The sequence below is a fragment of the Legionella santicrucis genome, from assembly GCF_001468135.1.
GTDB classification, from domain to species: Bacteria; Pseudomonadota; Gammaproteobacteria; order Legionellales; family Legionellaceae; genus Legionella; species Legionella santicrucis.
This window is the reverse complement of record NZ_LNYU01000050.1, coordinates 69,304-92,150: the sequence shown is the minus strand read 5'-3', so window position 1 is coordinate 92,150 and position 22,847 is coordinate 69,304. Positions and strand designations below refer to the sequence as shown.

Sequence of the window (22,847 nt, the reverse complement as noted above, 5' to 3'; positions counted from 1 at the left end):
CTTAAGCATGCACGCCTCATGCACCAAAAAGATTAATTTTGCATATATTGTGCAAAAATACAGCTTTTTACCAAGAGAAAACTATACCCTTGAACAGATACTGTTACATTTGCTTTCGACTCAGTAATGTAACAATAGGGGGCAATATCGAAATAAAAATAATTCCATAAATAACCAGCGCGAAGTTTTCTTTAATTAATGGAATTGATCCCAAAAAATAACCAAGACTTAAGAGGCTAGCAATCCATATAAATGCGCTTATTAAATTATATAGCGTAAAACGAATCATACTCATCGTTCCAACTCCTGCTACAAAAGGCGCAAAGGTACGTATAATAGGAAGAAAACGCGCAAAAATAATCGTTTTTCCACCATGTTTTTCATAAAATGCATGTGTTTCTTGTAGATGTTTTTTATTGAGTAACCAAGATTTTTCAGCCGAAAAAATGCGAGGTCCTAGTAACCGCCCCACTAAAAAATTGATCTGGTTTCCGAACACTGAGGCACAGAAAAGTAATAAAAACAAAATAAAAGCATTTAATGGATTTCCAGGCTGTGCAGCAATACTTCCAGCAGCAAAAAGCAAGGAGTCACCGGGTAAAAAAGGAGTGACGACTAACCCTGTTTCGCAAAAAATAACAGCGAATAAAGCTAAATACGTCCAAAATCCATAATTTGAAACAATAGTGTTCAAATAAACATCAATGTGAATTATATAATCCAAAATATTCAAATGCATTTTATATAAAGTTGAAATAATAATATAATAAATATTCTTACATACTTATTCGTTAATTTAAAACATTAATTTTTACACGAATTTGCTCTTTTTTTGCTATCCTTATAGAATAATCCACTATAAGGAGCATGAAATGACGCAAAAGCACCATTCATCTCATAGTTCCGTTAATCCTAAACATAGACAAAGTGATTCAGGAAATCCAGGAAATATGTATATTAAGAGGAATCGTCTACCAAAGGAAATGGAAAAAAATGCTAAAGTTAAAAAAGTAACTAAGAAGCCAACTTCATGAATACATTATTTCATCTTGCATTTCCAGTACATGATTTGGCATTAGCTAAAGAATTTTATCATCAAAAACTGGGGTTTTTGTTAGGACGAGAATCTGAGAATGCATTGATTTTAAAATTTGGTACTCATCAAATTGTGGCGCATAAAGTAGATCTCATTCCACCTCCTCAAGGAGGAATCTATCCAAGGCATTTTGGTTTAATTTTTCTTGAGCGAGATGATTTTGATGCTTTTACGGCAAAAATTAAAATGCAGCACATTTCTTTTGAAATTCCACCTAAAATACGATTCAAAGATACTCGAATAGAGCATCAATCTTTTTTCTTAAAAGACCCTAGCAACAATTTGCTGGAGTTTAAATATTATGAATTTGCTTCTGCTATTTTTGGTGAACAAGATTACAAAAAAATAGGAGAATCCTCCTGGCATGGGTAGTAAAAATCCATTTTCACATTGCCCCATGCTTAGTGTGTATCATTCTGTTACAACAAAACATATTGGATTAATTTTAGGAGAGCGAGCAAAGTCTACAGGAGCAATAAATCCTTCTTGGTTATAATCTATAGTAATTCCAACAGATTTATAGCAAGTATATACATATTCAGAGCAAATAAATGCATGTGAAGAAATAACTTCGGGGCTTGCTTTATCAAAACCAAACGCATTCATTCCTATGCGTGCAGCAATTCTGAGAATTTCTTCTGTATTGTAAGGATATCCCAGCAGATCAACTGCCTGTTTTGACAGATTTGAAAAGGAATTAATTGGAAAATTTTGATAGCGAGCGAGCATTATTTTCCCAGGATATCCGTGACCACTACCATTATAATTACGCACATAATTGCTTAATGCAACGGTGCGGACACCAACTGTTTCAACACTTTCCATGACCATGATTCGGTCAATTGCTTCCAGGCGAACAATAAAGGCAACATGACTCCAAACACTATTTGTTGCTCCTTTAATCATAGATGACATTAATGAATTTCCCGAAGCAAATAAAAGATCACCAGTTCTTATTGTATCTCTTATTTGATGATAATCACTGGTATTTACATTAGGGAAATTTTCTTGGGGAAAACCATCCATAGTTACTCCTCTTAATTAAGTTTAATACGATTGGTATGATACGTTAAAAATAGTTAATTAATTTTATACGCAGGGATCCTTGATTGTTGTGCTGGTTTATATTGAATTTGACAGGTTGCTCCTGTTGATTCAATAATGATTTCATCTTTATCCGCACTCATTGTCATTTGTCCCGTGTAATACTTACTCATTCCTTTGGCAAAGGCATGTTGTGCATCTGATGTTGTTGGGATAGCTGGCACAAAATGAGTCAAGACCAGATGTTTTACTCTCGCTTGTTGTGCCATTTTGGCTAGCTCTAATGAATCAGAATGATAATTCTTGGTTTCCAACGAAAATGCAGCATCCAATTTATTGCCTTTTTCCATTGATTGTTGATACGTTTCTTGGTTTAACGGATTACTAAGCACTTCATTAATTAAAAGATCAGTGTCTTTAGCATGAGCCGCGAGTGTAGGATTAACTTTTGTATCGCCGCTGATGACTATTTTGCATCCTTTGTAGTGTATAACATATCCCAGCGCCGGATAGACAGGTTCATGAGAAACAGGAAACGCAGTAATTTTAATGTTTGGTATATCATAAACGGTTTGATCGTGGTTAACTGCGTCTACTAATTTGGGGATTCCAAACCCTAACTGTGGATCTAATCTTCCTTGGCTATTAGATGCACGAAAAATTACATCCAGTTGATAGGCTTTGGTTAATCCTTTTATAACTTGCTTCACTCCATAGGGTCCATAAACATGGATGGGTTGATTACGTCCATTATTCCAAGATGCATTAATAATTTGCCCTAAGCCACTGAAATGATCTGAATGCCAATGTGTGATAAACACATTGTGAATCGCGGCGTAAGGTAAACCCATAGACGCTAAAGTTTGTGATGCCCCTTCGCCTGCATCAAATAGCATAAACTGTTTATCGGCAATCATAGCAAGACAGGCTGGTTTACGAATATCTTGCATCGTCACTTCTGGATCACCAGTTCCGCAGAAATAAAGATGCATCTTACTATCAGTCAATAAATCTTTTTGAATGGGTGACTCTAGATATAAAGCAGCAAAAGAATGACTGGTATATGTGAGTACAATAAAAGAAAATATTTTAAAAGAAATTTTCAGCATGAATAAAATCCTTAAAATTCAGAATTAGGGAGAACTTCGGTCCAATTGTAAATTTTCCAATTGCCTAATCGCCAATTTTTAAATCCTGTTAAAATGGGTTGGCAAGAAGGGACATCTAAACGAACAAATGCTACATTTACTATTGTTTTAGTCTGAGCTGATTTTTCTTTGGGTATATGATTTTCTTTGGATTCCATTTTTAAAGTCTTTAGGGCATATAAATGTGCAATGCCTTTAATTAAATCTATCTCAATATCTACATTGGAAATTTGATACATTAATTGGGCAACATGACTTTTAATAAAATTTATAATGTTATCCTTAGCTTTAATCGGCTTATCACAGGAAGGATTAATAAAACAACTTTCTGGCTTATCTAGCCAGAGTGCAGCGATATCACTAATATTTTGGTTTTCCAAGCAGTGCATGTATTGTGTCAATAAATGAGATAAATATTTTTTTGTTTCTGCGAGTTGCGCCCTATATTTTTTATGATAATCCAATGTTTCTTCAATTAACGCTTGGGTAATGGGGTTAAGTTTATTTTTTAAGTAGAGTAAGCGTTGTTGTAATTCATGAGATAGTTTATTAGGATATTGTTGTAGCATCAGCAAAGCAGGCATCATTCTGCCTTCTTGTTGCTCATCAGCTAACCAATCTGCTTCTGGAAAAAAAGAAAAATACAATCCTACCGCCATCATATTGGTAATAAATCGTTGATCATTTATAGCGGCCTGAATTTCAGGATGAGCGATATCATTTACGCCATTATCAATTAATGCTTGATATTTTTTTGCGTTATCAAATGTCGCCAATGATGTTCCTTTACGATAAAATGTTCCGTTTTCAGTAATCATTCCTTGTTTGTTGTCAGGAATTAACTTATCTGGATCAATTGCAATAGTCGGATTTTTCATGTTGCAGACCTATTTAAAATTTTATCAACCATTTTCTGTAAACTGGGTATCAAAGTAGTATATTTTTCTTTTAATTGGTTCACAATCTCCGGAGTAACAGCCTCTGGTTGTTGTGTAAGATAAAGTAAAATAATCATTATTCGCCCTTGATGATCGCTTTGCAACCACTCTTGCGGAGAGAAGAAACCGATGATATCCAAGGCTTTCAAAGAAGGTATCAGTTTGGATTCAGTCTCGATGATTTCCAATAGATTTTTTTCTTGGTTGGTAGCATCAAGTTTTGATAATTCATCAAAAAAATAGGCATTAATCATACTTACTCCATAGGAAGCTGCGCGAGTAAAGGTGCCATCTTTTTGCACTTCGCCAATTTGGTTATCCGGTATCCATTTTATTGTCATAGATTGATCTCAAATAAGTTAGATGAAACTTTCAAGAAAGGAATTTAGAGCCTGTTGACATGTATTCTTTTTGCATTTGTACTAATATTGGTTTCTACAAAGCAGGATGGTCGTGCATAAAGCAACGAACGTAGACAGCGGAAACCAGTTGTTAACAGACTCTAATTGGATAAGATAATACAAAAAGCTAAACCATAAAAGTAAACAAAAAGAATTTCATGGATGATATATTGAAGAAAAGCATTCAAATTACATAGGCGTAATTTGCGACCAAACTGGCACAAGCCAAATGGTTGAATTTTGGTGGAACAGTATTATTTTAGTTCGGTTTTGTGAAAAGACCTTTGAAACGCAGAGCATAGGTAGCTATGTGAGTATTTTCCAGGGGCTTTTTTGTGCAGAATAGTTCAAATACAGTTGTACCTTAGAGAGACTGACTTAGTATCAAACTTCGGCTAAATTCCCTTTGGTTTCCAACCAGACTTTCCGATCACCCGCTCTTTTTTTATTTAACATCATATCCATAATTGCTTCTGCATCCCCTTCATCATCGAGCGTCAGTTGCACCAGTCGTCGCGTATTCGGATCCATAGTTGTTTCACGTAATTGTATCGGGTTCATCTCTCCTAATCCTTTAAAACGTTGAACATTAGCTTTAGCTCGAGTTGTTTGGGTTAGGTGGTTAAGAATACGATTTTTTTCTTCATCATCGAGCGCGTAATAAACCTCTTTTCCTGCATCAATTCGATAAAGGGGGGGCATGGCAACAAATACATGTCCTGCTTGAACAAGAGGTTTAAAATGACGTAAAAATAAAGCGCAAATTAATGTGGCGATATGTGCTCCATCTGAGTCGGCATCGGCAAGGATACATAATTTGCCATAACGAAGCCCGCTAAGATCAGAAGAGCCGGGATCTACTCCTATGGCCACGGAAATATCATGAATTTCTTGGGAAGCTAAAACTTGAGATGAATCTACTTCCCAGGTATTAAGAATTTTTCCTCGCAAAGGTAAAATCGCTTGGAAATCCTTATTACGTGCTTGTTTTGCTGAACCACCTGCTGAGTCTCCTTCGACGAGAAACAGTTCGGCTTGGCTAAGATCAGTTTGCAAACAGTCAGCCAATTTACCAGGAAGGGCTGGTCCTTGGCTTACTCGTTTTCGAGCTACCTGTTTCGCTTGTTTTAAACGTTTTTGTGCCCTCTCTATTGTTAATGCAGCAATTGCTTCACCTTGGGTACGATGTTGATTTAGCCACAGCGCAAAGGCATCTTTAACTACATTACTGACAAAAGCTGAAATTTGACGAGAACTTAAACGCTCTTTAGTTTGACCCGCAAATTGTGGCTCTTTCATTTTAACAGATAAGACATATTGACAAGGCTCCCATAGATCATCTGCAGTGAGTTTTACGCCACGAGGAAGCAAATTTCTTAACTCACAAAACTCAGCCATAGCATCAAACAGACCTGAACGTAAACCATTTACATGGGTACCCCCCTGGACAGTTGGAATTAAATTCACATAACTTTCACTAAAGCTGGTGTTTGCGGAATTAGACCAAACCAAGGCCCAGTCAACGGTTGCCTCATCACTTTTAAACTCACCAATAAATGGTTCTTCAGGTAAATAATCTCCATCAGGTAACGATTGATTTAAATAATCAGTAAGTCCCTGTTCATAGCACCAATGCATTTCTTCATTGTTTACTTTATTGATAAAAGTCATAGATAAGCCAGTACAAAGTACTGCTTTTGCTCTAAGTACATGCATTAAATGTTTAATTGAAACCCGAGTTGTATCAAAATACTTAGAATTAGGCCAAAAACGAATAGTTGTTCCTGTATCCCTTTTTTTGGTTAGGCCTGTCTCATTTAATTCACATAATTTATCGCCATTAGCAAATGACATTTGATAAATAAGTCCATTGCGTTTAATGGTGACATCAAGGCGCTCGGAAAGTGCGTTAACAACAGAGACTCCAACTCCATGCAATCCACCAGAGAAGCTATAATTTTTATCAGAAAATTTACCTCCAGCATGAAGGCGAGTCATAATGACTTCGACACCGCTTAATCCTAATTGTGGATGTAAATCAACAGGCATACCGCGGCCATCATCTTCAACTTCAATAGAGCCATCTTCATGGAGTGTGACGCGAATATGGCTGGCAAAACCGGCTAGTACCTCATCCACACTGTTATCAATAACTTCCTGAGCCAAATGATTTGGACGAGTCGTATCGGTATACATGCCGGGACGCCGTTGAACAGGCTCAAGTCCACTTAAGACTTCAATTGCTTGGGCAGTGTAGTTTTCTGACATGGGTATATCTCAAATATAAGTTAAGTCTATTGTAACAATTCAGCACTGTGTCATGTAAATATAATTAAAATTGTGGTGAATAGTTAAGGTTTATTTTACCACATATTATGATACAGTAGATGCATATTCCTTTGTAAATCTATATTAAAGAAGCTTTTTTTGGCAAGTAGGGAAAGAGGCAGTCTCAGAAGACATATGCAAAAAAAGAGTGTTGAAATTCATCAATTATCAGTAGCATTTCAAGATCATCGTAAGATAGTATCGGCTTTAGATCAACTCAATTTTAATTTACATCCTGGTGAGACCTTGGTTTTATTGGGTGAATCAGGTTGTGGTAAGTCTTTGACTTCCTTAGCATTAATGCGTTTGTTACCTAAATCAGGTATTTATGGAATTGACAGTCAAATTCGGGTAGATGGACAAGATATTCTTGATTTATCGGAACATATGATGAGGCAATTAAGAGGTCGCAAGATTGCAATGATTTTTCAAGAGCCAATGACAGCCCTAAATCCAGTAATGACTATAGGGGAGCAGTTAGCAGAAGTTTTAATAAAGTATCATTCACTGACCTCGCAAGAATTAGAAAAATCGCTATTAGCTCTGCTTGATGAAGTAGAAATGCCACTTCCTCACGTTAAAATTCATCAATATCCGCATCAATTATCAGGGGGGCAGAAGCAACGCGTAGTCATTGCAATGGCCTTAGCATGTAAGCCCGATATTTTAATTGCAGATGAACCAACAACAGCTTTAGACGTAACAGTGCAAGCACAAATACTTGACTTGTTAAAAAAAATACAAAGTACGCGCAAGATGAGTATGCTGCTGATAACCCATGATTTAGGTGTAGTAAAAGCAATGGCCACTCATGTGAGTGTGATGTATGCAGGACAAATAGTGGCTCAATCACCCATAGGTGCATTTTTTTCACGACAAAAGCAACATCCTTATGTTCAACAATTGTTAGATTCCGTACCTTCTTTTGCAAAACGACAAGAACGCCTGTCTGTTATTTCTGGATGTGTTCCTGCTTTGGATGAAATGCCTTCGGGTTGTCGATTTCATCCTCGTTGTATTTATGCTTTTCCTCGCTGTCAACTGGAGGAACCGCAATTACAAGATATGAGAGGACAACTTGTGCGTTGCCATTTATATCCGGATCTGAGTGAATTACCTCCTTTAGAAAAAAATAAAATAGCGTGGAATCGTACCAATGGTGAAACGAATAGTGTTTTGCATGTAACTGATTTATCTATTGCTTTTGTTCAGAAAAAAGGGATATTTAGTCGCCATAAAGTTTTATTGAAAGCTGTTGATGGTCTTTCATTTCGATTGCAACAAGGAAAAACTTTAGCCTTAGTGGGAGAGTCAGGCTGTGGTAAAACAACAACCAGCCGCGCTTTATTACGTTTACTACCGGTTGTTGGTGGAGAAATCCATTACAAAGATCAGAATGTATTGAATTTAAGGGGACGAGCATTAAGAGAATATAGAAAAAAAGTTCAAATTATTTTTCAAGATCCTTTTTCTTCGATGAATCCGCGTATGACAGTTGGGGAGATTCTTGCTGAAGGAATGCATGCTCAAGGAATGACACATTCATTCATTCGCAAAAAACAAAGGGAACTATTAAGCCATGTTAACTTGCCAAGTACCAGTTTGCAGCGATATCCACATCAATTTTCAGGTGGACAAAGACAAAGAATTTGTATTGCCAGGGCGTTGGCTACTGAGCCTGACATCTTAATCTGCGATGAGCCTACAAGCGCTTTAGATGTTTCTGTTCAGGCTCAAATTCTTAATTTATTAAAAGAATTACAGCAAGAAACAAGAATTTCCTATTTGTTCATTACCCATAACATGGGTGTGGTTTCTTATATTGCCGATGAAGTATTGGTTATGAAAGATGGAGTAGGGATCGAATTTGGTACTTGTGAAACTATTTTGCAACAGCCTAAAGAGGCTTATACACGGCAACTTTTAAATGCTGTATTAGATGTTTTTTGATCCTAGCCATTTAATAATTTATAAGTTTTAAAAGCGAATTTAAACTTGCAAAATTTTTTAAATCTGCTCCCAAATATTGAGGTTTTTTTTAGTAGAGTCTGTTAAGATGAGGTGATAATGATATTAAAAAGGAGTTTTTTCATGAAAAAAACGGTGGGCTTGTTGTCTTTATCAATGAGCTTTTTAATAGGTAGCGTCCAGGCAGGAACAATGGGACCAACGAAACCCGATTGGACTTGGGTAGGCACGTTTAGTGCTGGTCCTGTATGGGGAGCGAGTGCTGAGACACAGACCATTGAGCTAGCGCCGGATATTGTTAAGACATATACAATGGAAGAGTCTAATGATGCTATTTTTGATGGTGAGGTTTTCTTAGGCATCCAAAAAACACTCTCTCAAACATTACAAGGCCAGCTTGGTGTTGCTGTTGGCTTCACTAATAATACTTCATTGAATGGAAGTATCTGGGACGATGCTGATCCAGAGTTTAACAATTTTATCTATAGTTATAAGTTGCAACATACTCATGTGGCTGCAAAGGCTAAACTATTGGCAGAATTGGGTCTTGTGGCCATGCCTTGGGTGAGTGGTAGCATAGGAGTTGGTTTTAATGATGCCCATGGATTTAATAATACGCCTACTATTTTTGAAGCGCTGCCTACCCCTAATTTTGCATCACATACTGAGACCAGCTTTACATACACAGTTGGAGCTGGCTTGCAAAAAGCGCTGAATGACCATTGGCAGGTAGGAGTTGGTTATGAATTTGCTGATTGGGGTAAAAGCAGGTTAGGTCGTGCTGAAGATCAAACTTTAAACTCAGGCATATCTCTTAATCATTTTTACACCAATGGTGTTTTATTTAATCTCACCTATTTGGCATAACAACAAAAGATAAGGCCACATATAGTGGCCTTTAAAAACGCCACAAAACAAATCTGACTTTTTTCCAGTGATCTCAGATTTTTTAGGTCATAAATTGTTCAAATATTAAACTATAATCAACATTAAGAGATATCAAATTTTGGACTCCAATGTTATCTCATGATGTGATAAAAGTAATTGATCAAATTGGTGAAAAAATCGAGACTAATGAGCTTGAATTATTAACTTTTGAAGACATCAAGAATGCGTGCTTCATGGTGATGGGGCACATAGAGCAATTAAAAGCCAACAATAATTTTACTATTTCTGATCATGCTCAAAAAGACGTGCAATCCTATAAACGCATCATTTTGTGTTTAGTGGAGTTGCAGGCAAAATTTATAGACATGAATAAAAATAAAGTGCTGGGAAATTATATTGCTGATTTAAATGACATACGCAATACGATTTATTCTATTCCTAATCTATTAGGTTTAGATTATAAAAATAAAACAGAAAAAATTCATTATTATATTTTTAATATGATAATCCGAATCAACAAACTTAAATATAAACTTCTAGAAGTGAATTGTTTTGATAGAGCTCAAATGGCGCATGCAGAATTTGTTCAAGAAATAATCTTCTTATATTCTAAATTACTGGAAATACATCATGCAGCCAAAATGCGCTATTCGGTTGTTATCAAGGGATATTTTGAAGCGATGCAAGAACGTTTCGATTTTTATTTAAAAGAAATTACTTATTTCCGTAATCTTGAAATTATCAACACAAAATGTTTGTGTTATTGTGTTATGGATTACCTTCCTAAAAATATTCGCCATTAATTGTTCTGTTCCTGATTTGTAACTTTATGATACATTATTTAATGTGTTAAAACGTCCATAGGCATTGATTTGTGTGGTATAAACGAGAAGCTGAATATTTAATTTTGCATTTATATGTTCAGCCTGGAGCCAAAAAAACAGAAATTGTTGGGATACATGAAGGAGAGCTTAAAATTCGCTTAAACACCCCGCCAATTGAAGGTCGTGCTAATAAAGAATTATTAAAGTATGTTGCTCAAATATTTAAGGTACCACCAAGCCAAGTTGTTTTAAAGCGTGGTGATAAATCCAGGCATAAGGTGCTTTTGGTGAAGAACTCCTTAGTAGATCCAAATGTTTTGTTTTGAACCACTATTTATGTTCTCTCAAGCATAAAGCGCGATACGTAGTAAAAATTAATTGTACAGATTAATATCGCTTGCGTAATTACTTATTTGGATGCTGTCAGATTAATCAATTCTTGTGTATCGTCAAATTGTAAGGGTGCAAATCTCTCGGCAGTTTTAGAGTTATATATAACAAATAAAATATTTTCATTTGTCATATAAGTTTTTTAAATAACTTGTTAAAAACAATTAGTCACTATTAGATTCGTATAAGAGAATGTGGGTTTATCACACGAACTTTTCGGTAGAGGAAGGGTATAACTCTGTTGTTAAGCCTTATACCGGGCCTTAGCGACGGAGTATTTTGCTCCTCCTCAGGCTGAACGACCGGACTAAATAGATTTTTTAGCGAAACTCACGTGAAGTTAAAATTTTTATAAGATGCGTTTTTTAAGTCAAAAAGAAAAAATTTATGTTAGATCGAGATATTTGCTAATAAATGATGATATGTTATTGATTATTAAATTGAAGAAATTGATGTCATAAACAATTTCAATTGATTAAGAAATGCCAAGACAGGAGAAAAGTATTCATGCAAATTACATTTTTATTTTATGAGGGCATGACTGCTCTGGATGCTATTGGACCTTATGAAGTACTAAGTAGACTTCCTGGTGTTACAGTGCAAAGGGCTAGTCTAAATTCTGGGCCAGTACATGCTGGTTCAGGACTTACTTTAATGGCTGAGCATGCGTTGGCCGACATCTCAAAAACAGATGTTTTATTAATTCCAGGTGGTGGTACTGCGACTGCATTACGTGAATATCCTGAAATTCTAGAGTGGATTAGAAAAATTCACGAACACACATTATGGACAACCTCGGTATGTACTGGAAGTTTAATTTTGGGAGCAGCAGGTCTATTGTCGGGTGTTAAAGCAACGACCCATTGGGCAGTGATGAACCGATTGGCGCATTGGGGAGCTTTACCCACATCAAACCGATTTGTTGTCGATGGTAAGATTATTACTGCTGCAGGAGTTTCTGCTGGTATTGATATGGCTTTCTATTTGGCTTCAAAACTAACTAATGAGATTATCGCTCAATGCTTACAACTTGGTTTGGAGTATGATCCAGAACCTCCCTTTAATACAGGATCACCGGATAAAGCGCCACAAGATATGGTTCAATTGGTTCGTCAGCGTTTGAAAGATCGGTTTGAGCCGGAATAAAAGTAACAGATCCCATAAGAACCTTTCACATTGTTTAGATACATCGCCTGGATACAGCGTAGCGGAATCTGGGCTTCACTACGCTGCGTTCAGATAATATACGGAGCATAGGTATAGTTCTGTGCCTATTTTTCGGAGCTATTTTCGTTCAAAATAGGTCCTACTTTATTAAGCGACATAAAAAGCATGGAGGTGTCTTTTTATGTCGCATCTGTTGGACGTATGCTAATTAGGGTAAAACATAGATAATCAACGCAAGTAAACCTGCAAAGGCAATGAGTGGATGTATCACTGCTGCTAATTTAGGAATCTCTTTATTTTTCATACCTAGTATAAATAAAGTTAACCCTCCTAATGCTGCAAGAACAAGCAGAATTGAGCTTGTAACCAAGAGGGAAGACCAGCTAGGCATAAAGAGAAATACGTACACTAAAACGAGGATAATTCCTGCTGCTGCAAAAATGCCATGCAAAATTTTAGCGGCCTTATTCACAGGTTTATCCTGTAATATTGCAGTTAACAGGATCAAACCGCAGACGGCAGCAGCAATAAATAAAACAATAGCGAGTATTAACATAGAACCTCCTGTTTTGGTCAACTCCCTATATAACATTATAGCGTGTGAAAACTAAAGCTATGCTCTGCATTTGAGCAGATAGTCGCTATTATTCAGTTTTACTGTGTCACATAATTTTGTTTGGGTGCATCCAGAGAGATACCTAATAGTTCTTCTTCTAATGTTTTATTCATGTCTTTTTGGGATGATGGCACATTAATAACAGGAGCAGGATTTTTCAGTGCCTCAGTGATGCTGATAAATTTGTAGCCATTTTTTTGATACATTTCCAGAATATCACCTAATACATAGCTATTAAGAAGATTGGCATGAATTAATAATATTTGTTTGCCATTTTTACCTGATCTTTTTTCCGCGTTTAATGTTTGTTTCCATATATAAGCGAGATAGCGGGGTTTGAGCTTCTGAATATAATTTACTCTTGAACGATATGGGACTTTATAAAGCATTTCATTAAATTCAAAATCTTTACTATCAATTGTTACAGGGGCAATAGTGTAATTGTGTTCTTTAAGATAATCATGGACTTTTTGTTTTTTTCCATTATTACCTTCTGCAAGATAGGGGTAACGAAAATATTTAGGATGAGTCATGATTGGCTCAAGAATTTTATCGGCACGGTCAAGATCGGCGAGGTATTTTTCAGCACTCATTTGGTTTAAGTTATAATGAGAATAAGTGTGGTTACCTAACATGAATCCTGCTTGACGAAATTGTTCTAGAAACGACCATTGTCCTTTTTCTATTGCCCCTGCAATGACAAAACCTATGACAGGAACTTTATATTTTTGAAATGTTTGTACAATTTGAGTAAAGCGCTCTGTAGAGCGTTGTTTATTTCCAGGGGTATTCATTCTAGAGGCAACAAGAGGTAAATCATCCATCGTAATGGCGATTTCACGTTCCTCAGCAAAGCATATTGAAGAAAATAATGCAGTAAAAAGAAAGAATATTTTGAGCATCAATGGTCCTTATTAATTCTTAGTAGTATTGTGGTTTGATTTTTAGATGACCTATTTCTAAGTACTGCTGTTTGCCTGCATCTATCAAATTGGACAAGTCATTTAAAAATAACCATTATAAACTAGATCGATTGTAGTCATTCAAGGCAATACATTAAAAGAAGAATCGGAAACTGTAAACTCCTATCATCCTATTTAAATTTAAAAAAGCAACTTTGCACGTTATTATTGTCTTGTGTTTATACATTTTGGCATCGATAAACATTCAATGCATATTCTTTGTGCTTAAAAGGATATTTCTGGGTAGGTATTTTCTCACAGTGATCAAAGTATTTTTTTAAACAGCTTTGCCTATCATATCTATCGATGTAGAGCGCTTCTTTTAGTGTTTTATCTATAATTTTTTTATTAATTTCTACACTCCACAATGCATATTGATTTTGTGCGGTACCACAACCTAAAGTATAAATAGTTGGTTTATTTTTAAGAAAAAACATCATACGTGCTTGAAACCAACCAGAAGTAAGAATTGTATTAGGTAGTTGTGGATAGGTGGCGTTGAATTGTTGCATTAAGTGATAAAAGGCAAGTTTTTTAGATTTAATAAGATTAAATTTAGAAGTGTTATCAATCAGAATACAGAGGCTAATTAAGCTATAAATAGCAATTAATGAAACAGCTAATTTACGATAAGGTAAAATGGTGTAGCTATATCCAAATAAAATCGCGCTACTGATCAGGTACGGTGTAAGCCAAAATATCCTAACCTCTGCTTTACTTGCTGCATAGATGTAAAAACATAAAAAAGTAAAACAGACGATACGACATAAGCGCACCGTTAAAGCATTTTTTTCATCCAGATTTTTGCTACTTACTAAAAAAGGAGGCAGAAGCATAATATTGAGTGCAGGGATAAAAGATGTAAAAAAAGTTTTGACTGCATTATAAAAGGGATTAACTGCGTGATTTAACTGATGAGTGGTTAATTGATAGATGAATGATTGCCAATGATTTTGGTAATTCCATAGAATTACTGGGCTAAAAATAAGGAGCGCAAGAATTGTGGCAAAATAAAAATGCTTTGTTTTAAAAAGAGATCGGTAGGTACTAAAGATTATAAAAATGAGTAAGGATAGAATTAAGACAATGCCTGTATATTTTGACAGCATCATCAAGCCCGCACTGATACCGATATAATATAACTCTTTGGTTTTGTTTGTTTGTATCAATTTTACCGTGTAATAAAGGGTTAATGCCCAAAATAAAGTAAGAGGTGTGTCGTAAGTAGTCTGTTTGAGAATATCCATCGTGACCAGTGGTGAGAGTAGCCACAATAGAGCGGCAATCCAGCTTGCTTCTTGGGATAAAAAAAATCGAGCAGTTTTGTAGATAATTCCACAGCAAATCGCCGCTACTATAATGCCTACAAAATTTAAAGCAAAAAGATTATTGCCGAATAATAATGTGGCGCATTTAATGAAATAGGCAATCATGGGGGAGCCATCATAGTATGATAAAGCAAGATGGCGACTCCAATCCCAATAATAATAAGTATCAAGGGATAAAATATTAATAGGGGCTATCCCTAACATCAGAACAAAATAAAGAAAGAGATAAAGATAAATGCTACGTGGTGTGCGTATCATCAGTATTTTTCCAGCGGAACGTGCTTATCTGGCCATACATGACGAGAATAAATGTAGTAATTTAAAAGCGATATTAAACCTATACCCAAGCCCATGATGATATTTTCTCGGATAGGTCCTCTACCAAAACAAAGAACACCAAAGTGTAACCAATAACTTTGCAAGTAGATTATGAATATAGAATAAAGAACAAAAATAATTAAGCGCTTTATTTTCATTGAATTAGGTATTTTGCTTTTCATTCTAAATGTGAATCTATTATTCAAAATAAAATTATTGATAATGGCTGCTGCAATGGCGATTCTTGATGCTTCAAAGGGGGAAAAAGAAAAATGGCTGCGCAAAATATTGTATGTAGTAAACTGTACGATGACTCCCAAAGAGCCAACGAGACACATGGCTATATAACGCTTAATTTCATTATAACGCAAAATAAAAACAACTCGTAGAGAATCAACAATACTGTTTTTGGGTAATTTACTATAACCCATGTTTCGATCAATAAAGTTAATTGGATATTCACAAATCTTCGCGTTATTTTTATGTAACAGCCATAATAACTGGATTTTATACGCATAATGATTTGTAAGAAATTGCTTAGGAAGCACTTTCAGTAATTGCTGACGACGTGTAGCCCGAAATCCGCTCGTGAAATCTTTATATATAGGCGTAAGAATTGCTCTTGCAACATAATTACCTAATACAGAAAATAATTTGCGATGCAATTCCCAATTTTTAGGAATACTCCCTCCCTTGACGTAACGGCTTCCTATGACACAATCATGAGTTTTAAGCATGTCCAGCATAGGAAGAATATATTTAGGTTGATGCGAAAGATCAGCATCAAATTCAAAAACAATATCTGCATTAAGAGATGTTAATGCATAATTCATCGCTTGCAAATAAGCAGAACCAAGGCCCGATTTTGTTGGTTCATGTTTTAAATGCAATTTAGGGTACTCTTTTTGGAGAGAAGTAATAATTTGTTGGGTATTATCTGTAGAGGCACTGTCAAAAATTAAAATATGAATATCGTAGTTATTTCCTAATTGTACTGATGCAAATACTTGTTCTATTGTAGTTTGAATGACTGATGCTTCATTATATGTTGGAATGATAATAACAACCTTTTCTCCTGATGGATTTTTTTCATTAGAATTAAAAGGCTTATCTGCATCAAGAATCAACTTATATCTCGAAATATTAAGGGATATTTTGCCATGAGTGTACCAATTAGTTTTTATAAAAAAAAGAGGGTTCTTGTTGGCCTTTATCATTTATCTATTTTTATTAATCTAATTTTGCCGGCTTTTAACTGTTTTTTTGCAAAAAATTAACACTATTGTTTAATCGTTTTTCATCAAGTCATAGTACAATTTCACAACTCCTTTTTAGGGCTCTTTTATGAGAAAATCCCAAATAAGCCTCATAAAGCATGCTTTTTTTAATAATTCCTATAAAAAACACAATTTTTCTTTTAAAGAAGATGAATTTAACTTAGAACAATTACGTAAAGAATTTTTTTTATTACACCAAGTTGTGTTATCGAATCAATCTTATTGGTTAAAAGATAATGAAGCTGTATTTTATTTATTGTACTTATGTGATGTGTTGATTTTATATTACCAATCTGATTATGTAAGTTCTGATCTACAAAAATTACAGCAATTACGTAAAGAAATAGAAGCATTTTTTCACGAAGATCTTGTTAAGAACCAAAAAGTAATTCATAAATTTCCAGATTTTATCTTAAACAAATTAAAAATAAACTTTCAGAATTCTTTATCTGTTTTTATAAGTATTTCTGAACTACGCAAATTTGTTGGTGATCTAAATACCAACCGAGCTCGATTTACTTATAGTCGTGGCTTAGCCAAATATTTCATTACCTACTTGCAAAAGAGCTCTATCGCTGAATTCATTCAAGAAATAAATAAAACACTTAGCAATCCATATAGTTTTACTGAAGGAATAAACTTTTTAAATAAGTCGAGTAAGACAATAACCGATGTAGGCATTGCACTTTTTACGTTTCGTTTTCTTCTAAATCTGATCCTGATGATTAAACATTTAATACAGTCAGCAATAAGGGATGAGTTATCGGCCAATAAAGTTCTCCGGCAAGAAATGGAGAAACGTGGATTTGTCATGGCCAGTGATATGGTGTGGGCTACGGTGAGTTTGTTGACTACTTACAATCAATTTTTCCATGTTGCGCAAGCACTTATTTCACCAATTGTTGTTACTTTTCTGATTTTCGATAGTTTGTTGCTTTTAGCACAGTGGATTTTTGAAGCGAATCAATATAATGAACGCTTGCAAGAGTTGCAAGCACAGCAAAAAGATGCAACATCTTTTGAGCTCGCTGTAATTCAACGCCAGATTGATGTATTAAATGATGAATGGGAGTCCCAATGTTCCTATTTTGCGATCAACATTTTCGCCGCGAATATCATCGCTGTCAGTTTTGCAATCAGTATGGTATGTACTGGGCCACTCGCTCTAGCAGGTCTCGCGTTTTTTAGCATGCTTGGCAATGCATTGTATAATACTTCTGAGAATTATAAGAAATACCAAAAAGCAAAACTAACACTACAACGTGAATTATTTAATGGCATGATCCTGAACGATGAACATCATCAACAGCTACTCAAGATCCTTAATGAAGAATACGTTCAAAGTTACCAGCAGTTCTGGAAAGCCTTAACGTTTAATGTTGGTGGAATTGCATTTGTTATCACTGCCGCTGCGGCTTCATGGCCAATTGCTCTTGGACTAACACTTGCCTATATGATTTATTGTGTCAATGATGCTTATCAAAAACAACGAATGAGTAAAGAGGAGGCTCCTCATGATGTTTATAGACTCTTAAATTCGCAAGATACAATTTCAGAGTTTTCTTATAAATTAGAAGAGGTTACAGCATTACATACATTCCAAAATTAATATAATGCGTAAAGCCACCTAAATAATTATAAAGTTGTTGTCCCCCGCTGAAGCTTAATGCTGTATTAGGATAAATATGAAATAAAATTCCGCCATCAAAGTTATAGCCCGCTCCATCATATGCACTAATTTTACTTTGTCCGTATACTTCTCCATAAATAAGGAATTTGTCTCCTATTGAATAACTTAAAAGAATATCAGGATTAATACTATTAAAATAATGCCCGCCAGTCAGTGAAGGATCGCTAAGCCTGCTTATGCCAAGCATCCCAGAGAGACTCAAGAAATTATTAATCGTATAGTTAGCAACACCATTAAATGTGGATCCCCATCCATGACTTCCATAAGCACTACTTCCCCCTGGTGTATTAACCGCTTCTTCTAAAGCAAACATCCATTGTTGATTGTAATAAATAGAGTGTTTAAAGGTTAAAAAAGTGGTGGTGTTTCCTGATCCAGGAAAACTTTTTTGCTGAATGTAATTAGGTATACTGATATAGAATTCATTGTTAGATGGCAGACCAAAACGAATTTTTGCATTAGGATAATTTTGTTGAAGACCCTGATGATTATTGACTTGTTGAGCAATATAGTTTGATTCAAATAATATTTTTTTAAAAGGTACTGTACATGTGCTGGTCATATTACTTGGATTGTTTATGACATTTAATAGATTGCTACAAGGATTATTAGAGTCTGCATAAAGAGTATGAGTGTAAAAAATACAAATGAAAAGTTTGAGTAATTTTCGTTGCATATTTATATTTCAAATAGGAATGTTTTTATTCATAACTCAAGGATTTTATACGCTTTATATTACAGATAACAGCTACACTATGTATATAAGAATATTATTAAGGAAAATAAATAATGGCAGTTACTACAGGATTATCAGGTAATGAAATATTTTGTCTGCAACTTAAGAACTACTCACCTGGCCCTATAGTAGTTGGAAATAGTGTCCATTCTTTAGGCATTATTGGAAGCGTAGGTTCAAGTTTTAAAGTGATACTAGGCGGTGAATTAGCCCAAATTACCTCGCTCATAGAAGAGGGTAGAGAAACTGCCTATAAACGTATGTTAGAAGAGGCGGTCAGCAAGAATGCAACCGGGATTACGGGAGTGACTAGTCAGCTGATTCTTCATGGCGCAAATGTTGAGTTTTTATCTATAGGATCAGTGACTTATGGAGAAGAGGGGGCGAATAAGGAAAAGTTTTCAACCTCGGCCGATGGTCAGGAGTTGTATGCACAACTTGATGCTGGTTACAAACCGATTTGTTTTTCGTTTGGTAATGTTGCTTATTCTATGGGTTTGGGGCGCGGTATTATTGGAAGTTTGAAAACTTTGGGGCGTGGTGAAATTAAGGAATATTCGGACATTTTTAATAAAACCAGACACCTGGCTTTAACGCGTATCACGGCACATGCCAGACAGTATAATGCTAATGCTGTTCTTGGTATTAAAACAACAGTTTTACCTTTTGGGGGTGTTAATGAAATGCTTATGATAGGAACAGCTTCTTATAACCCTCAATTAATGGGAGATCCAGGAAACGAAATAGTAACAAGTGATATGACTAATATTGAAATGTGGAATATGGCGCGTATGGGGTATACTCCTATGAAGTTATTGTTAGGTACTTCGGTCTATTCTTTAGGATTAATAGGTGGAATTACTTCAACAATCAAAGCATTTGTGCGTGGGGAAATTAATGAGTTAACGCGTATGATTTATCATGCACGTGAAAATGCTCTGGCTATAATCAATGAGGAGGCTCGAGCTTTAGGGGCTGATGATGTAGTAGGCGTTAAAACTTATGTCTATCAATTGGGTAATGGCTTAATCGAATTTTTAGCTATAGGAACGGCTGTAAAGAAAAATAATCGTGTAAAAACTGAATCAGAACAATTGCCACCTCAAGCAATAGTTGTTGATAAAGATACATTTTATGATTCAACTAATCTCAATAGTATGAATGTAAATATCAACAGTGGAAGCAAACCTATTAACAAGGGTACGTTTCCTTTAGTGATTCCCATAGTGATTATTATTTTTATTATTCTACAATTTTTTATTCATCATTTTAATTCGATTTTCCATTAAAGGTTAATATTAATTAATTTTTTAACCAATTTTAAAATTATGAGCTATTATTCAAAAGCACTAAACTCACGTTAAATAAGATAACGCCATGTTCGACTTATTTAAACAATTCCTAAGAGTTCAAATTGTAACGGTGGGTTGCCAACAAGCTTATTAATCATTACCCCAACCGTGTGAGCTAAGATTTTCCTGGCGATCCTATTAGTTAAATGCCAAAGATCTGTTGCTCTGATTTTCTCAATATGGAATTGCGTCGCCAATTGCCCAATAACCGTCTCCACTAATCGACGAGTAGAGGTCAGCCAGAAATTACAATCTTTTCCTCTTGGATCCGACATGTTATTACGCGTTGGTGTTTGTAAATTAACATGGGTATGTGTCCTAATCTGCTCTTGATAATTCTCACCAATCAAGCCTTTATCTGCAATAAGCAATCCATGAATGTTTTCTACAATATCCCATAATGATTCACGTTCATCGATATGAGCAGGAGTAATTGTTATACACGTAATAATCCCTTCAGAGCTTATGACAAGATTGCCTTTGAAACCGTAATATGTCTCGCTTTTAGAGGCACAATAACCATAAGCAGCTACTCCTCGAAACACAGAGCTAAATCCTGCTCGCTTAAAATGACATACGGGCATAGGCAAACCATCTGCTATATGAAGTGGATCGGTTAATGCTCCCATTTGTTTGGCAAAAGCAGCCTGTATTTCTTGCTTGATTTTCCATAAATTTGCAGACTGTTTCGCGTAATTTACACGACTACCCAAACCAGGAAACCAATCAAGCCAATGCTTTTTAAAGTAACGCCAAATACTTGTATCAGTATCTTTTCCCATAAACTCACCAACAAGTTCCATAGTGATGACTTCGCTGTCTGATAATTTAGGTTCAAATCCACGTTGTCTTAACGGAGTACAGCCTATGATTTTTTTTAGTTCTGTTTCTACCAAGCAATACACAGTAATGATAAAATCTTCAATTGACACCGCTTACTCCTTGTATTTTATGATTTTTTGTAAAACAAAAATTACAATAAAATACAGTATCACTCAAATTTTATTCATCGTGATAACTGGTTTCCTTTCAGATGAAAAAATTTGGATTATCATTTAGGTTAATTTTTTGTGTATTAAAAAGATGTTATGAAAAAACGATGGGATTTGAAGCACATGTTGTACCAAGGCCAAAAGCTTTTCGCAAGTATTTACAGAAAAAAGCGCATGGCTCACGCCAATCATGACGTACATTTTCTGGCTCGAACCATTCATGAATGGCTACCTCAAGGTATTCAATCCATAATTGATGGCACATATACACCTAGATTGCTTAAGCGTTATTACTTCAAAGATGAAATGTTAGACCAGCTCCATATCTCAGACAGAGTATTGCAACATTTATTGCTCCAACAATTAAAACTGACATTTTCACATATCATGAATCCCAATTGCTATCATCTCTATGGCCCCAGTGGTGTTCGATTAGCAACACAAAAGATACGAGAAGTTCTTATAACTCAAAAACCAAAATACATTATTCGAGCAGATATTAAGTCTTACTATAAGTCCATACAACATCATGTATTGATTGAAGACGTCAAACGTTATTACACCGACCCTAAAGTTCAACACATGCTCGAAAACATTATAAAAAATCCCATTGAAACACCGAGGGGTTATAAAAACTCTGATAATGGCATAGCACTTCGTGGTCCATTATCGCAATTTTTTAGTGCACTGTACTTGAAACCACTGGATGATTCATTCGATGCTATGGATGCAGTCTATCTGCGTTATCAGGATGATATCATTATCTTATGTCAGACAAAACGCCAATTAGAACGCTGTAAAAGACGTCTTATGAGCATCCTACAAGAAAGACATTTGCAATTATCGCGTAAAAAAACACGCATTGGCGCAATAAACAGTGGTTTCCATTTTTTAGGCATCCAATATTTGGAAACATATTCTCCAAATAACACCTGTGACCCACAGGATTTAAGTCTTTCGGCTGCAAATGATACGTTTGCAGATGAGTGTTTGTTATTTAACCAATCTGGGGGGGGGTAATAACAACTCGGCAATTGCCGAAAGAGAACATTCTGCGCAAATCTTCATTGTTCCGCATGCGAGAACACTAAGAAATGCACGTGAACAAGTTAGGCTTATGGTTATTGATGGATTCTCTGTCCCACGAATCAGACGCTACTTGAACGCGTGGTTGACCTGGTGGGTGAAAACGAGTCAAAGCTGGCGGTATCAAACCGTATTATCCCAATTTATTCACACATGCAAAGACAGCCGCATAGCAGAAATCGCTATGGAGCTGTTGCTGACTAAATATTGTGGAACTGGGCATCCTGTACGATTAACGGCGGGCTTAGATTTTCTAGCGACTGTTTGAGGTCGTTGGTTCTCACTTCATCAATGGCCG

General features: G+C 35.5%; 22 protein-coding genes. 10 read left to right on the top strand and 12 right to left on the bottom strand.

The features are described 5' to 3' along the window. Positions 1-103: 103 nt before the first annotated feature. A complete protein-coding gene (locus Lsan_RS10625) occupies positions 104-739 on the bottom strand; it encodes a DedA family protein (RefSeq protein ID WP_058514372.1) in 636 nt (211 codons plus the stop codon). A gap of 133 nt (positions 740-872) precedes the next feature. On the opposite strand from Lsan_RS10625, the gene Lsan_RS22085 reads away from it, so the two are divergent. Next, the gene (locus tag Lsan_RS22085) at positions 873-1,034 is read left to right on the top strand and encodes a hypothetical protein (protein WP_157068301.1); all 162 of its coding nucleotides are present in this window, start codon (positions 873-875) and stop codon (positions 1,032-1,034) included. Beyond that, complete coding sequence (locus Lsan_RS10620) at positions 1,031-1,468, top strand: VOC family protein (RefSeq protein WP_058514371.1); 438 nt, start codon at positions 1,031-1,033, stop codon at positions 1,466-1,468. Before Lsan_RS22085 ends, Lsan_RS10620 begins: the two co-directional genes overlap by 4 nt. Before the next feature lie 39 nt (positions 1,469-1,507). Here the strand turns inward: Lsan_RS10620 and Lsan_RS10615 are convergent, their stop codons facing one another. The 5 genes from Lsan_RS10615 to parE form a co-directional block, all read right to left on the bottom strand. Beyond that, positions 1,508-2,122: a YiiX/YebB-like N1pC/P60 family cysteine hydrolase gene (locus Lsan_RS10615; RefSeq protein WP_058514370.1), complete on the bottom strand. Its 615-nt coding sequence runs from the start codon at positions 2,120-2,122 to the stop codon at positions 1,508-1,510. 53 nt (positions 2,123-2,175) lie between these two features. Further along, positions 2,176-3,249, bottom strand: a complete 1,074-nt coding sequence (locus Lsan_RS10610) for an MBL fold metallo-hydrolase (RefSeq protein WP_058514369.1) — start codon at positions 3,247-3,249, stop codon at positions 2,176-2,178. 11 nt (positions 3,250-3,260) lie between these two features. Further along, complete coding sequence (locus Lsan_RS10605) at positions 3,261-4,166, bottom strand: hypothetical protein (protein WP_058514368.1); 906 nt, start codon at positions 4,164-4,166, stop codon at positions 3,261-3,263. Further along, complete coding sequence (locus Lsan_RS10600) at positions 4,163-4,567, bottom strand: hypothetical protein (protein ID WP_058514367.1); 405 nt, start codon at positions 4,565-4,567, stop codon at positions 4,163-4,165. Before Lsan_RS10600 ends, Lsan_RS10605 begins: the two co-directional genes overlap by 4 nt. A 444-nt stretch (positions 4,568-5,011) precedes the next feature. After that, positions 5,012-6,895 carry a DNA topoisomerase IV subunit B gene (gene parE, locus Lsan_RS10595; RefSeq protein WP_058514366.1) on the bottom strand — a complete coding sequence of 628 codons (1,884 nt, stop codon included), beginning with the start codon at positions 6,893-6,895 and terminating at the stop codon, positions 5,012-5,014. A 195-nt stretch (positions 6,896-7,090) separates the two neighbouring features. On the opposite strand from parE, the gene Lsan_RS10590 reads away from it, so the two are divergent. The 5 genes from Lsan_RS10590 (at position 7,091) to Lsan_RS10570 (ending at position 12,171) form a co-directional block, all read left to right on the top strand. Further along, entirely contained in the window at positions 7,091-8,905 is a 1,815-nt protein-coding gene (locus tag Lsan_RS10590) for an ABC transporter ATP-binding protein (protein ID WP_058514365.1), read from the top strand. A gap of 141 nt (positions 8,906-9,046) precedes the next feature. Then, positions 9,047-9,790, top strand: coding sequence for an outer membrane protein (locus tag Lsan_RS10585; protein WP_058514364.1), 744 nt, complete (start codon positions 9,047-9,049; stop codon positions 9,788-9,790). Between the two features lie 149 nt (positions 9,791-9,939). Next, on the top strand, positions 9,940-10,614 hold the full coding sequence (locus Lsan_RS10580) for a hypothetical protein (protein ID WP_058514363.1): 675 nt from the start codon (positions 9,940-9,942) through the stop codon (positions 10,612-10,614). Between the two features lie 71 nt (positions 10,615-10,685). Beyond that, on the top strand, positions 10,686-10,961 hold the full coding sequence (locus Lsan_RS10575; RefSeq protein ID WP_058514362.1) for a DUF167 domain-containing protein: 276 nt from the start codon (positions 10,686-10,688) through the stop codon (positions 10,959-10,961). 571 nt (positions 10,962-11,532) lie between these two features. Next, positions 11,533-12,171, top strand: coding sequence for a DJ-1/PfpI family protein (locus Lsan_RS10570; protein ID WP_058514361.1), 639 nt, complete (start codon positions 11,533-11,535; stop codon positions 12,169-12,171). Positions 12,172-12,400: 229 nt separating this feature from the next. Here the strand turns inward: Lsan_RS10570 and Lsan_RS10565 are convergent, their stop codons facing one another. The 4 genes from Lsan_RS10565 to Lsan_RS10550 form a co-directional block, all read right to left on the bottom strand. Beyond that, the gene (locus Lsan_RS10565) at positions 12,401-12,748 is read right to left on the bottom strand and encodes a hypothetical protein (RefSeq protein WP_058514360.1); all 348 of its coding nucleotides are present in this window, start codon (positions 12,746-12,748) and stop codon (positions 12,401-12,403) included. A gap of 98 nt (positions 12,749-12,846) precedes the next feature. After that, positions 12,847-13,710 (bottom strand): polysaccharide deacetylase family protein, encoded by an 864-nt coding sequence (locus tag Lsan_RS10560; RefSeq protein WP_058514359.1) that lies wholly within the window; start codon positions 13,708-13,710, stop codon positions 12,847-12,849. Positions 13,711-13,949: 239 nt separating this feature from the next. Further along, positions 13,950-15,356 carry a glycosyltransferase family 39 protein gene (locus Lsan_RS10555; RefSeq protein WP_058514358.1) on the bottom strand — a complete coding sequence of 469 codons (1,407 nt, stop codon included), beginning with the start codon at positions 15,354-15,356 and terminating at the stop codon, positions 13,950-13,952. Further along, on the bottom strand, positions 15,356-16,633 hold the full coding sequence (locus Lsan_RS10550) for a glycosyltransferase family 2 protein (RefSeq protein WP_420324296.1): 1,278 nt from the start codon (positions 16,631-16,633) through the stop codon (positions 15,356-15,358). Before Lsan_RS10550 ends, Lsan_RS10555 begins: the two co-directional genes overlap by 1 nt. Positions 16,634-16,760: 127 nt before the next feature. Here Lsan_RS10550 and Lsan_RS10545 point away from each other — a divergent pair, with 127 nt between their 5' ends. Beyond that, positions 16,761-18,302 (top strand): hypothetical protein, encoded by a 1,542-nt coding sequence (locus tag Lsan_RS10545; RefSeq protein ID WP_058514357.1) that lies wholly within the window; start codon positions 16,761-16,763, stop codon positions 18,300-18,302. On the opposite strand, the gene Lsan_RS10540 is transcribed toward Lsan_RS10545, so the two are convergent. Further along, the gene (locus Lsan_RS10540; protein ID WP_058514356.1) at positions 18,274-19,059 is read right to left on the bottom strand and encodes a transporter; all 786 of its coding nucleotides are present in this window, start codon (positions 19,057-19,059) and stop codon (positions 18,274-18,276) included. The genes Lsan_RS10545 and Lsan_RS10540 overlap by 29 nt on opposite strands. A 113-nt stretch (positions 19,060-19,172) precedes the next feature. On the opposite strand from Lsan_RS10540, the gene Lsan_RS10535 reads away from it, so the two are divergent. Then, positions 19,173-20,408, top strand: a complete 1,236-nt coding sequence (locus tag Lsan_RS10535; RefSeq protein ID WP_058514355.1) for a heavy metal-binding domain-containing protein — start codon at positions 19,173-19,175, stop codon at positions 20,406-20,408. 101 nt (positions 20,409-20,509) lie between these two features. Here the strand turns inward: Lsan_RS10535 and Lsan_RS10530 are convergent, their stop codons facing one another. Beyond that, positions 20,510-21,403, bottom strand: coding sequence for an IS982 family transposase (locus Lsan_RS10530; protein ID WP_058514354.1), 894 nt, complete (start codon positions 21,401-21,403; stop codon positions 20,510-20,512). 156 nt (positions 21,404-21,559) lie between these two features. On the opposite strand from Lsan_RS10530, the gene Lsan_RS10525 reads away from it, so the two are divergent. Beyond that, entirely contained in the window at positions 21,560-22,483 is a 924-nt protein-coding gene (locus tag Lsan_RS10525) for a reverse transcriptase domain-containing protein (protein WP_058514353.1), read from the top strand. Positions 22,484-22,847: the final 364 nt, after the last annotated feature.